Origin of the sequence: Dapis hubbardiae BLCC-M172 (genome assembly GCF_050016015.1) — a bacterium.
Lineage (GTDB): Bacteria > Cyanobacteriota > Cyanobacteriia > Cyanobacteriales > Microcoleaceae > Trichodesmium.
The window spans coordinates 1-13564 of the sequence record NZ_JBNHEQ010000287.1; the positions used below are offsets into that span (position 1 = coordinate 1).

The window sequence follows — 13564 nt, forward strand, 5'->3', positions numbered from 1 at the left end:
TCCTTAATTTTGAGACTTAAAGACTAGGAGTTGAAAAAAAGAATCAGGACTTACCTAGAGATACTATATATAGAGTCAAAAAACGATAACGTTATAGTTTTGAACATTATATACATGGTATTTGCCTCAGTCCTGATAAATTAATTAAAGTTCCAGAATGCTCAAGTCTCCTTAATTTTGAGACTTAAAGACTAGGAGTTGAAAAAAAGAATCAGGACTTACCTAGAGATACTATATATAGAGTCAAAAAACGATAACGTTATAGTTTTGAACATTATATACATGGTATTTGCCTCAGTCCTGATAAATTAATTAAAGTTCCAGAATGCTCAAGTCTCCTTAATTTTGAGACTTAAAGACTAGGAGTTGAAAAAAAGAATCAGGACTTACCTAGAGATACTATATATAGAGTCAAAAAACGATAACGTTAGAGTTTTGAACAGTATATATATGGTCTTTGCCTAAGTCCTGATAAATTAATTAAAGTTCCAGAATGGTCAAGTCTCCTTAATTTTGAGACTTAAAGACTAGGAGACAGACATTCGACTACATTTTGATACGGTTTTCTTAATTCGATAATTCGGGTCTAACCAACAAATGGGTAAGTTTTCCCCTGAAGGAAACATTAAATCAGCTTTTGGATAAATTGTTGGATCTTGCATTTCTTCACCCGAATGAGACTGACCCATCACTGCACTTAAACAGGGATCATAAACATCTTCAATTCGGATCACTTCGATTAAATCATCGGTCTGTTTATGTTTTAAAAACATACTTTTACCTCCCTATGCCTAATTTTTGGCTGGAATTGGATTGTAATCTTATGAGAGTTGAAGAGTAGACCTTTCCACAATCTTTACATTTTTTCAAAAAAGTTTTATCTTATTAAAAGTAGAATCCACACCACAAAAAATTGTATCAAAGACTACCCTATTTAATTAATATTGTGTCATAAATAATCTCTGGAAAAGCTTAAATCAATCTTAAGAAATTCCAGAGACTTTTTAGATGTGATGGAGAGGTGATATAGAATCCGGGTAATTAGTTATCGTATTGCGGAGGAGTCAGGAGTTAGGAGTTAGGAGAAATATTGGATTTGAACTATTAAATTATATAATTCCTATTCAATAGAAAACTTGTCTTAATGAAAAAGTAGTTTTGCAATTACTGTATAACCGGATTTTATATGACTTCTACATTACCTCTAGGTGCTGTTCAATAATTAATAATTAACAATTAATAATTCATAATTACCTCTGTGGATAAGTCCTGTTTAAGATAGACAGGACTTACGCATTAAAGATATGTAAATTGTGTTTTTTGTAGGGGCAATTTACGTTTGTCATGCTCCGCATTCCGTCAGGAAAAAGCGTTTGCGGAGCATTCTGTGAGGAAAGCTTTGCGCCAGCAAAACATGAATTGCCCCTACAGATAGTGTCCGTGCTTAAATAATTGATAATTGATAATTGATAATTACCTCTGCCTAAAACGGATTGGATTGAACAAAAGGAAAATAAATTCATTGTTTATCCTTGATCATGAGAGGCTTTAAACCTTAATTATTCGGTAAGTCCTGATAGAAAAAAACTATCACATTTACCAATGAATAATTGATAATTAGATAGAGTTTTCATTATCCATTATTAATTATCTATTATCAATTAACTCAAGAGCGATCGGTTAAGATTTCATAACCAGTATCTGTAACCAATACTGTATGCTCAAACTGAGCAGAAAGAGAATTATCAATAGTAACAGCAGTCCACCTATCAGACAAAATCTTGGTAAACCTCGAACCAGCATTAACAATAGGTTCAATAGCTAAAGTCATACCCGCTCGGAGCTTAACATTAGGCAAATTCTTAGTCCGAAAATTAAATACCGCAGGTTCTTCATGTAAATTTCTCCCCACACCATGACCAGTAAATTCTTCAACCACGCAAAAATTATTTGCTTCTATATGATCTTGAATAGCTCCTGCAATATCTAGTAGATAAGCACCAGCTTTTACTTGTTCAATACCCTTATACATTGCTTCCTCTGCAACGCGAATTAATTTAGCAGCTTCTGGATCAACTTCAACTACCCCAATAGTAATACAAGAGTCACCATGAAATTCTTGATAATAAGCACCTGTATCTACTTTTAAAACATCACCGACTCGAATAACTTTTTTCTTATTAGGAATACCATGTACAACTTCGTTATTTATACAAGCACAAATAGAAGCCGGAAAACCATGATAACCTTTAAAACTTGGTATTGCTCCCATTTCTCGAATGCGTTTTTCAGCATAAGCATCTAGGTCAGCAGTAGTCATTCCTGGTTTAACAATTTGAGAAATTTCTTTCAGTACCGTTGCCACAATTTTACATGATTGTCGCATTATTTCTATTTCTCGTTCAGATTTAATTTCTATACCACGACGTTGTTTTTTCTTGACTGGGCGTGGTTTTGGTTTTGCTGGAGCTGTAAGTAGATTACTAAAAATTTTCATCTTTTGGTACAAGTTGTTAAATATTATGGTGTCTGAAAATTGAGGTATTTAGGAAAATTTTCTACTTTGAATTAATTAAATTAATTGGTAGATTTTTAATATCATATATTGACGAAGCAATAAGGTCAAGTTCCTTTCCTTTTAAAGGGTATGAAAAAAAAATGATTCAGTATTTGAAATTGCTATAACTGATGATTTATTCTGGTTCTGGCTCGGTTATATTAGCTTTTGAGTCTGTATTTTGCTTAGGTTTATTTTTACTAAATACACCACTCATAACGATACCTGTTATTAACATCCAGATTAAACCGATACCATTTAATAACACATAAAAAGGTTTAATTTCGTCGCCAAGATATCCAGCTTCGTGAATTACTAATAAAATATGTGCTTGCTCTTTGGATAACCCAAACCAATTTCTACTCAGTCGGAAAGCTACTCCTGTAATTACAGTCACAAATAATGGTAAGAAAACTATTGGCGCGACTATTCTATGCAGTTGACGAAATTTTTGTTTAATCATCTCTATTAAATTAAATATCTATATTTTTAATTAGGCATTAGTTTACCAAATAATTAATAATTAAATCATTCAGGTTATACCAATTCCCATGCATTAAGGCTATATTTGAGTGACACTTCAGTTATCAAGTAATTAACACAAATAAAATAAATTATTCCCTAATTATTATCCAGTTAATGTTCATTATTCTTCTGTGTACGGACGCCCTTATGCAACGTCCCTCCTCCACCCAATCAAATATAGCAAGATTTTTGAGAAATGGTATTAAACGCCTCCCCTTTCAAGGAAAAAAAAGAAATACTATTTCCTTGTATTCAATCATCTCAGTTTTAATCAGAGGTAATTATTCATTATCCATTAATGAATATTATTCTAGCTATCGGTTAACATATACCTATTAATTTAACTTCCTAATAAATTCTAGAGGTAAACCATCACTATCTGCAATAAACGCAACTTCATAAACATTATTTCCAATCATTTGTTGAGTAGGTTCTAACAAAATTTTTAATGGTTGAAACATTTCAGGTTGCTCTATTACTGCTGAATCAAATTGTTGTTTTAAAGAATTTAACCAACTAGGTAAATCTGCAACATTTTCAGTCAAATCAAATGATAAATGATAATATCCAACATAATTTTCATCCCCAAAAGCATCAGGAGCAGGCTTAGGTTTAGGAATTTCAATTAGTTCAACTCTACCATTTAATCCTTCCATCCAACAGGCTAAAGTATAGCCTGTAGTAAAACGTTCACAAACTATAAAACCTAATTTTTCATAGAAAGCGATCGCTCGATGAATATTAGCAGTCCGAATCGAAACATGGTGCATTTATTCTAATATTTTCAACTTTACTTTCAAGATTAATTCTCTACCTTTAAGGTTTAAAATTCATTAACTAATAATAGATAATTATTTCTGACTTTAGTATCAAGTTCCTTGGATAGGATTTTAATTATCAATTATGAGGAAAGGCTTTAAACCTTTGGAGATTAATTATCAATTATCCATTATCAATTATCCATTATTAAAGTTACTCAAACAATCGAAAATAGGGATACCTAATAGGTACTCCTTCCTCTTTGTCCAATTGAAAATTAATTACTTCCCAGCAAGGTTCATCCTTTGGGTGAGGACTAAATTCTACAGGTAAACCATAAAGTTTTCCTGAAGAGCCAGAATTACTACGCCAAGAGCTACTACGTTCCAAACAAGCACTAATTAACTCTCGATATCTTTGAGCAATAATTACACGAGTTGCCCGATACCCTTGAGTATAAAGTCGGTCTAGAGCTTCATGGATTTCAAACCTAATACCATCGGGATGAGTATGTTGTCTATACCACTCGTCCTTCCAGAAACGCCAGTGACGGCCAGAGTGAAGATGAAACAATTCACCAGTATTTGGGTCAGCTTCAAAGGCCCCATGACGAGGACATAAATAAGTATCTGTTAGGGTGAGAGCTGGTATGGTCTGACGACAGTGAGGACACTGAATCTCTGGACCAAAGATGGGATAATGGAGAGTGGGGTCAATAGAAAATTGGGTCATTTCAGTTATCAGTTATCAGTTATCAGTTATAGCAGTCACCAAGGCAGTTAAGACATTCTCACGCCTCTCATATATAGTCACACTAAGAATGTAGGGGCGAATAGCCACTCGCGCCTACTGCTATAACTTAAATTATGAAGTAGGGAATTGATGATGATAAAATTACTTCTAGGCAAACATCAATAAATATTAACGAAGTAATGTCAAATCAGCCCTGTTTTTGGTCTCCTCCAGATTTATCGAAAGCTGCTTTTGTGGCAGATAACGCTACAGTTATGGGAATAGTAGAAATAGGCACAGGAGCTAGTATTTGGTATGGAACTGTAGTCCGGGGGGATGTGGAAAAAATTATTATTGGAGACCATACTAATGTCCAGGATGGGGCAGTGCTACATGGAGACCCTGGGTTGGAAACTGTTTTAGAGGATTATGTAACGGTTGGACATCAAGCTGTGATTCACTCGGCTTATATAGAAAGAGGTTGTTTAATTGGTATTGGGGCTGTAATTTTGAATGGTGTACGAGTAGGGGCGGGTAGTATGATTGGAGCTGGCTCTATTGTTACTAAGGATGTAGCGCCTTCCTCTCTGGTGGTGGGGGTACCTGCAAAAAAAGTTAGGGAGCTTTCGGAAGAAGAGGTTGCTGATTTAGTTGAACACGCCGAACGTTATGAAAAGTTAGCTTTGGTTCATGCTGGCAAAGGAACTGATATTGGGTTTATTCAATAATTAATAATTAACAATTAATAATTAATAATTACCTCTTCTTATAAATGAAGAGGATTGGCTAAAAGGAATTTTTTTTCTTCTTTCTCCATGAATGGAAAGGCTTGATACCTTAATTTTTGGGAAAGTAAAGTCAAAAGTCGGAATTCAAAAGTCAAAAGTTATATGAGAAAGCTTAACATAAAATTAAAATTACGATACAATTAGAAGATAAAGAAAATATATAACATCTATTAGGAGGAGAATAAATGGATTTTGACTTTCGCTTGTTAATCGTTCTATTACCTATACTTGCTGCTGCTGGTTGGGCTGTATTTAATATTGGTGTTGTAGCTCTCCAACAACTGCAAAAGTTCTTAAACAAAGAAGCCTAAAACAAGTATTACCTTTCTATTTAAGTGCCGACTGTTATCTAACTGGAAGAAACAGTCGGCATTTTATTGCTAAGTAAGCATTCAGTTTTTAGCTGTCAGCTCTCACCAAATAATGAATAATTCTTTCTAAGGTTAAAGGAGCATACTTTGGCAGTAATTTTTAATTCTTTCTCAATTTCTCAATTGCTTTTACCCATGGATAATTGATAATTGATAATTGATAATTGATAATTAATCAATTCGGTTTAAAGTCTCTCTTTTTAAGGAGAAAAAGTGGTCGTTTTGCTGGCGCATAACTCCGTTAACAATGTCTCGCCGACATGAAAAGCATTCCGCAGCAAATGGTTACTTTGCCAGATTCTCTGTTGAGAGAGAAACACATTTTTATTATGGCTAATTAATCAGACTTGATATTAAAAGGCAATGGAGAATAACCTAGTTAATTTTATTTTAATTTAGGAGTATATTTATGACAGTAGAAGCTGCGGTAACTGAAACAATTATTGAGCAAAACTTAGAACAATTTCTCTTAGTTCTTTCTGTTTCTTTAAGTGTCGCTACTCTCTCGCGGGTTTTTAGTTGGTTCCGCCGAATTCCTTTTACATTATTATTAGTAATTGTGGGATTAGTTCTGGCATTTGTTGATGTAAGATTAGTCAGTTTATCCCCTGAATTAATTCTGGAAATTTTCCTGCCTCCCCTATTATTTGAAGCTGCTTGGAATTTGAATTGGCGAGACTTAAAACGAGATTTAGTTCCGGTGGGATTTTTTGCTATTTTCGGTGTAATTATTTCGGTGGTTGGTATTGCTTATGGTTTGAATTTTTTCACTGGTATTCCTTTAGCGATCGCCTTTTTAGTCGGAGCTAGTTTATCAGCAACAGATCCTATTTCTGTTGTTGCTTTATTAAAAGAATTAGGAGCAAGTAAACGGTTACGGACTCTGATGGAAGGGGAGAGTTTATTTAATGATGGGGTGGCAGTTGTTGCTTTTACATTGTTAGTAGGAATTCCATTAGGAACAGTTGAAAAGTTTTCAATTTCAGAGTCTCTATTAAGTTTCTTTAGTTTTGTTGGTATTGGTATTGGAGTCGGTTGTTTAGTTGGTTTTGGCATTTCTTACCTGACTCAACGTTTTGATCTACCTTTAGTCGAACAGTCACTAACTCTTGTTTCTGCTTATGGAACTTATATAATTACGGAAAAATTTGGAGGTTCGGGAGTTATTGGGGTTGTCACTGTTGGTTTAATTTTGGGTAACTTTGGTTCCCGCATTGGGATGAACCCACGCACTCGGTTAATAGTTAGTGAATTTTGGGAGTTTGTGGCGTTTTTTGTTAACTCCATAGTGTTTTTGTTAATAGGAGACCAAATTCAATATACTATTTTGGCAGATAATATAGTATTGATATTAGTTGCTATTGGAGCGGTGGTTATTGCACGAGCAATTTCTGTTTATGGTTTAAGTGCTTTGAGTAATTTGGTAGCTAATTCAAATATTGATTTGAAAGAACAGACTTTGCTTTGGTGGGGTGGTTTACGAGGTTCAGTTTCTATTGCTTTGGTTTTGAGTGTACCTGTGGTTTTGCCAGGACGTGATGAAATTACGGCGGTTGTATTTGGGGTGGTATTGTTTACATTGTTGGTTCAAGGTTTAACCACTCAGTCAATGTTGGAAATATTAGGTTTAATTGGCGATCAACCTTTACGTCAGGAATATATGGAGGCGATCGCTCGTCGTGTGGCTTTAAACCGGGTACTGAATTATGTGTCTGAGTTGGTAAGGCGACAGGAAATTGATCCAGAATATTATCGTTATCAGGCAGAAGTTTTGCAACGGGAGCTAAAGAAGTTGCAGGAAAAAATAGATGGGATGCAGGCGGAACATTCTCAGTTAGTGACGTTGGATATGGAATTATTGCGGGAAGAGTTGGTAGATATTGAAGCGGAAACTTATGCTGAGTTTATTCGAGCAGGTAAGTTGAATAATAATGTATCGCCACTTTTAGCAGAAGTGTTGGAAAAGTAAGTAGTTAAGTCTAATTAAACGTAAAAAAAATGTAGGGGCGGGTTTAGCCAAAAGTCTTAATGTAAGCATTCAGCCGTCAGCCGTTAGCTATCAGCTATTGCTTTTCATTTTACATAAAAGCTTTATTTAAACCCCAGCCCTTACAGCGCTTTTGCTGATTGATCAACCACACCGTCATAACCAAAACCCTGTAAGGAGTAATGCCATTTCCTAAGGTCATGCTCCGCAAACGCCCCTACTGTGGTCTACTGTGCAGGAAAACGGCTGTAAGACCAGAGTTCTATTGAGCCAGAATTAATCTTAACTACACTCATCCTAGTCTTATTGCTGATGGCTGACAGCTAATAGCTGAATGCTTACGTCTTAATATCTCAACAATTTAACCGTAAAAACCCGCCCTGTGTTATACCATTGATCAAAAACTTTTCTACATTTGATTGAAGTAGGGGAGTAGGGACGTTTTGCTAACGCAAAGCTCCGCTAACGCTACGCGACATAAAACGCATTTTTGTTATGCAACGTCCGTACAAGAGAAGTAAAACAAGAATAATTAATGCTAGATTTGCTTTTTTCTAACAAAAAAGTAATTACTTTAGTTTAATTACCTAATAACTGAAGTTTTATCCAAGTATAGCCTTACTTTTGGGAATTGGTATTAGCTGCATTTTTATGCTCACCTATTTATGTCAATGGTAATAAGTAGGGGCGGTTCGTGAACCACCCCTACAGAAAACTAAAAATATAAATAATTAACAATAAATTACTAATATAGTCATTCTGAATAAGACTGGGATGAGTATTTCTTTACCTAGAAAGGCTTTCAGCCAAAAAAGTGTTTCATCCTTATTTGAAATGACTATAATTACAAAAAAATTATTTCACCCGTGTTATATCATGTCCGACTGAATAGTTATAATTAAAGTTCGTAGAATTGCTCTAGCCCTATGATAGATATATCAAGGGCTGATATCTATACTACAAACAAAAACTTTTTTTATCACTAATTATCCGGACATGATATTAATCACTTAATAATTAAAATTTTACCTAAGTACAGCATTCTTTTTTCAAATTGGTATTAAGAAGATATAGGGTTACGCGCAAGTTAAAAGTTAAAAGGTAAAAAATAATTTATGACTAATTTTGATAATTTATAACTACCGAGGCAAAATTAATTACCTAATTTTTTTCCCTGTGATTTTTACAATACAGGCTTTTCAGCTCTAGAGTATGTGTAATTAATTTTGCACACCTACTTAAATTATGAAACCCTTTAACATTCTACTATTTCCTATTCCCTATTCCTTATTCCCTATTCCCTAGCGCGTAGCGCTATAACTGAAATGACAAATTATCAATATCAAGTCGGTGGATGTTTAGCAGTTGACTCTCCCACCTATATCAAACGTCAAGCAGATATAGAATTATATCGTGGATTAAAAGCAGGAGAATTTTGTTATGTTCTTAATTCTAGACAGATGGGTAAGTCTAGTTTAAGAATACAAACTATGGAAATTTTACAAACAGAAGGAATTGTTTGTGCTGGTATTGATTTAAGTGCAATTGGTAATTTAGATATTACTCCTGAACAATGGTACGCTAGTGTAATTGATAGTATTGTTAGTAGTTTAGATTTATACAATAGCTTCGATTTAACAACTTGGTGGTACGAACATAATAACTTATCTTATGCCCAACGTTTTAGTAAGTTTATTCAATCAATTATCCTTCAGTTAATTCCAAAAAAAATTGTAATTTTTATCGACGAAATTGATAGTATTCTCAGTTTAAAATTTCAAGTAGATGATTTTTTTACAGTCATTCGTTCTTGTTACGATAAAAGAGCACAAAATCAAGAATATAAGCGCCTAACTTTTTCTTTTTTTGGTGTAGCAACTCCCTCCGATTTAATTCAAGATAAACTGCGGAGTCCGTTTAATATTGGTCGTGGAATTGAATTAACTGGTTTTAATTTCAGAGAAGCTCAACCTTTAGTAACAGGATTAGCTACAAAATCAACTAATCCTCAAGCAACATTACAAGCAATATTAAACTGGACTGGGGGGCAACCTTTTCTGACTCAAAAAATTTGTCAACTTACCCTAAGAGCTGAGTCTTTTATACCCACTGATAAAGAAAAAGAATGGGTAGAAGATTTAGTAAAAAATCTAATCATCAATAATTGGGAAAGTCAGGATGAACCACAACATTTACGAACCATTCGCGACCGCCTCTTATTAAGCGAGCGAAGTCATAGATTATTATTGCTATATCAAAAAATTTTGCAGACAAAAGGAGTAAAAGTTCATCAAAATTCAGAACAATTAGAATTAAGATTAACTGGAGCTATCGTACAGCAGCGAGGCAAATTAAAAGTTTATAATCGAATCTACGAAACAATTTTTAGTCGAAATTGGATTAATAAGATTTTTGCAGAAGTGGAGAGAGTAAAAGATGATAATTCTCTGCTCAAATCCGATGGAAATTTATCAATAAATCGGCAGGAATATCGGAACTGTCAGATATTGTTGAACAAAGTAAAAAATTATTGGGTAAAAGGAGTTTTAGAAACTTCCTTACACGGCAAAGTATTAATTGAACTAGGATTAGAAGAACGAAAAAATGCAGTAAATCGTCCTTGGGGTTTAGTGTGGGAAGAATTAGAAAATCCACAACAAGAATTACCGCCCGGTACTCGAATTATTGATAAATTTGATGAGTTAGGTGCAGGTAGAACTTTATTAATTTTAGGTGAACCAGGTTCGGGAAAAACTACAACTTTATTAGAATTAGCGCGAGACTTAATTAATAGAACTCAAGCCGATATAACTCAACCAATACCTGTTGTTTTTAACTTGTCTTCTTGGGAGGGAAAAAAACAAGCGATCGCTGATTGGTTAGTTCGGGAATTACATACTAAATATCAAGTTTCTCAACAAATTGGTAAAGCTTGGATACAAGAACAAAGGTTACTTTTATTGCTGGATGGTTTGGATGAAGTTAGTAGAGAAAAACGAGAATATTGTGTAGATGCTTTGAATGAATTTTGTCAAGAATACGGGCAAACAGAAATCGTAGTTTGTAGCCGGATTCGTGATTATGAAGCTCTTTCAAGTCAGTTAAAATTTCAAGCAGCTATTTATTTACAGCCCTTAAGTTTAGAGCAAATTCAAGAGTATTTAAAAAATGCAGGTTCAGAATTAGCAGCAGTCAGAAAAGCATTAGAATCTGATGTTAAATTACAAGAATTTTCCCGGTATCCTTTGATTTTAAGTATTATCAGTTTAGCTTATCAAGGAATATCAATTGAAGAATTACCTAGCCGTAGTAATACTGAACTAAGAGAACATTTATTTAATGCTTATATTGAGCGAATGTTTAAGCGTAGTTCTGTTAATATTCCCTATTCTCAAGAGAAAGTAAAAAGATGGCTAAGTTGGTTAGCAAAGCAAATGGTTAAGGAGTCAGAAACGGTATTTTTAATTGAAAGAATGCAGCCCTATTGGGTACAAAATAAAATTTATATTATTGCTTATATTATTACTCTTTTGACGATAATATTATTCGTATTATGGAACCTATTTTATCAATTTTTAAATTTGCCTAAAATGGCGTTACTTGTAGCATTTTGTTTTGTATATTTTTGGCGTTTTTTTGGATTTAAAACGATTCAAACAGTCACTACTTTGAGATGGTTAGGAAAATATACTATCAACCAATTAGTTATTGGCATAACTATCGGACTAATTTCTGGTCTATTATCTGCAGTTATTTTCTACTATAATTTAAAAATTCCTAATCAAATTAGTCATCCTCTACTGAGAGGAGCAATATCTGGATTAAGCTTAGGACTAACTCTAGGAATAGTTCGTGGTATGACAGGTCCGGGAATAGAAGAACTAACTATTCCTAATCAAGGAATTTTATTGTCAACTAAAAATGCTTTGATATTTGGTTTAATTGCAGCTATATTAATGATTTTCTCTGCTAAATTATTAGACTGGTACCTCATCGCTTGGTGTCAGTATGGGTTTATTTTCGGATTAGCTGTGGGAGGGGGAGAAGCTTGTGTAAAACATTTTATTTTACGAGTGATTTTGTATTTTAATGGTTATATACCTTGGAATTATTCTCGTTTCCTTGACTACGCCACACAATTAATTTTTTTACAAAAAGTAGGAGGTGGCTATATTTTTATTCATCGACTATTATTAGAACATTTTGCTAGAATGCCAGAGAAAAGTTAACAGTTATCAAAGTGTAGGGTTGCCATGGGAGGCTAGACATCTTTTATTAATTTTTTCCTATAACTAAAAAATCCTCACTTTTGACTAAATATTTAATTTTTTAGATATGGTATTAGGCGTTCCCGTAGCATTGCGTAGCACTATCGTTATTCTACACTCTACCAGTTCATCTAAATCTAAAATCTAAAAACTGTTGCGCAACAGTTGAATTAATTATCAACTAAAAATTTTGACTCTGCCAGTTCATCTAAATCTAAAATCTAAAAACTGTTGCGCAATAGTTGAATTAATTATCAACTAAAATTAAACTATACCATTTCTCTTGTAACTTCATAGAGAAATGGTAATAAAAATCTGTAGCTAATACTGCCATTCATTCTATAAAAATTAGCTATTCTCTAAAAAGGTAAATTTATAGCTAAGACAGTAACTTAACCATAATGCTGACACAAATCGTTCGTCCCATGGTTCGAACCCAGGTTCGGTTATTAGCAAACTGTCACTCAACCCGTCTCACATTAATTCATACAATTGCTAAATGGCTAGGTTTTTTGGGAGTAAAAGCAGAAGTAACCGAACTGGATGCTAGTCTAGACAAAAAAATAAGTATTTCCTTAACAGTGGAAAAACCAGAATCTTGTGAAAATCAAGATTGGCAAAAAATTGTTGATGGTGTAAAACAAGAAGAAAATCAAAATAATTCCCCAGAATTAACAACAACCGAACCGATCCAAAACATGACAACCAAGCAACAAGGAAAGCTGCAAAGGTTGATAGCTTATGTTATTCAAGCAGGGGAGCCAGATCGGGCAGTTAAATGGGAAGAAATATATCCTAATTTACAACAATTAGGATTAGATGAAAAGATATTGCAAGGAATTCGTTCTGCAATTAGAATACCTCAATCTATTGATTTATTAGTTGAAGAATTAGAACCAGATGTAGCTGCTATTGCTCTACCTTTAGCCATGAATATTGCTCTTTTTGATAGACGAGTAAATTCATCTGAAGATTATGCTTTAAGTTCATTATTACAAGTAATGAAACAACCGACGACTGTAGAGAAAAATGTACACAAAAAAACTTTTAAGCATAAACTATATTGGCTACTAACTTCAGTTATTCCTAGATATTAATTCATTCATTGTGAATAGACATCTCCAGAAAGTAAATCAACCTTTTCTCACACCTTTGTAGGAATGTTTTATGGAACATCCCTACATTTTTTTTCATGCTTATAGCTAATATTTATAATTTTGTAGGTTGGGTTGAGGAACGAAACCCAACTTATACCAAATCTCAAAAACTTTTCAACCCCTATATTGATCAATGAAGCAGTGAAGTGGCATAGTTAGGGTTTGCGCTCAAAAGTCTTTTTTAAGGAGTAGGGGAGTAGGGGAGTAGGGGGAGTAATTTTTGGGCTACTCTCTTGACCAAAATGCTAACTTTGTGATTTTTCGGGAACCGTGCATAAAGAGCTGAAAAATAGGTACTTTTTCCAGACCAAAAAAGGCTAAAACCTTTATCTGTAAAATGCTTTGATATTTAATCAGCAAGCCCTAGTTATACCATGTCCGGTTGAACACTTATAATTAAGATAGTAAGGGAGTAGGGGA

10 protein-coding genes are annotated in these 13564 nt (G+C 33.8%); 5 read left to right on the forward strand and 5 right to left on the reverse strand.

Features of this window, described 5'->3' with window-relative positions; genetic code table 11:
- Window positions 1–527: 527 nt before the first annotated feature.
- The 5 genes from ACP6PK_RS26695 to ACP6PK_RS26715 form a co-directional block, all read right to left on the reverse strand.
- The gene (locus tag ACP6PK_RS26695; protein WP_426564169.1) at window positions 528–734 is read right to left on the reverse strand and encodes an acetyltransferase; all 207 of its coding nucleotides are present in this window, start codon (window positions 732–734) and stop codon (window positions 528–530) included.
- A gap of 932 nt (window positions 735–1666) precedes the next feature.
- The gene (gene map / locus ACP6PK_RS26700; RefSeq protein WP_426564171.1) at window positions 1667–2497 is read right to left on the reverse strand and encodes a type I methionyl aminopeptidase; all 831 of its coding nucleotides are present in this window, start codon (window positions 2495–2497) and stop codon (window positions 1667–1669) included.
- A 196-nt stretch (window positions 2498–2693) separates the two neighbouring features.
- On the reverse strand, window positions 2694–3020 hold the full coding sequence (locus tag ACP6PK_RS26705; RefSeq protein WP_094678441.1) for a peptidase: 327 nt from the start codon (window positions 3018–3020) through the stop codon (window positions 2694–2696).
- Window positions 3021–3417: 397 nt separating this feature from the next.
- On the reverse strand, window positions 3418–3852 hold the full coding sequence (locus ACP6PK_RS26710; RefSeq protein WP_426564173.1) for a VOC family protein: 435 nt from the start codon (window positions 3850–3852) through the stop codon (window positions 3418–3420).
- 202 nt (window positions 3853–4054) lie between these two features.
- Complete coding sequence (locus ACP6PK_RS26715) at window positions 4055–4573, reverse strand: TIGR02652 family protein (RefSeq protein WP_094678445.1); 519 nt, start codon at window positions 4571–4573, stop codon at window positions 4055–4057.
- A 200-nt stretch (window positions 4574–4773) separates the two neighbouring features.
- On the opposite strand from ACP6PK_RS26715, the gene ACP6PK_RS26720 reads away from it, so the two are divergent.
- From ACP6PK_RS26720 to ACP6PK_RS26740, 5 genes are all read left to right on the forward strand, one after another.
- On the forward strand, window positions 4774–5301 hold the full coding sequence (locus tag ACP6PK_RS26720; RefSeq protein ID WP_094678447.1) for a gamma carbonic anhydrase family protein: 528 nt from the start codon (window positions 4774–4776) through the stop codon (window positions 5299–5301).
- 245 nt (window positions 5302–5546) lie between these two features.
- Complete coding sequence (locus ACP6PK_RS26725; protein ID WP_094678449.1) at window positions 5547–5672, forward strand: photosystem II protein Y; 126 nt, start codon at window positions 5547–5549, stop codon at window positions 5670–5672.
- 469 nt (window positions 5673–6141) lie between these two features.
- Window positions 6142–7701 carry a cation:proton antiporter gene (locus ACP6PK_RS26730; protein WP_426564176.1) on the forward strand — a complete coding sequence of 520 codons (1560 nt, stop codon included), beginning with the start codon at window positions 6142–6144 and terminating at the stop codon, window positions 7699–7701.
- A 1343-nt stretch (window positions 7702–9044) separates the two neighbouring features.
- Window positions 9045–11948, forward strand: coding sequence for an AAA-like domain-containing protein (locus tag ACP6PK_RS26735; RefSeq protein ID WP_426564178.1), 2904 nt, complete (start codon window positions 9045–9047; stop codon window positions 11946–11948).
- A gap of 464 nt (window positions 11949–12412) precedes the next feature.
- The gene (locus tag ACP6PK_RS26740; RefSeq protein ID WP_426564180.1) at window positions 12413–13084 is read left to right on the forward strand and encodes a hypothetical protein; all 672 of its coding nucleotides are present in this window, start codon (window positions 12413–12415) and stop codon (window positions 13082–13084) included.
- Window positions 13085–13564: the final 480 nt, after the last annotated feature.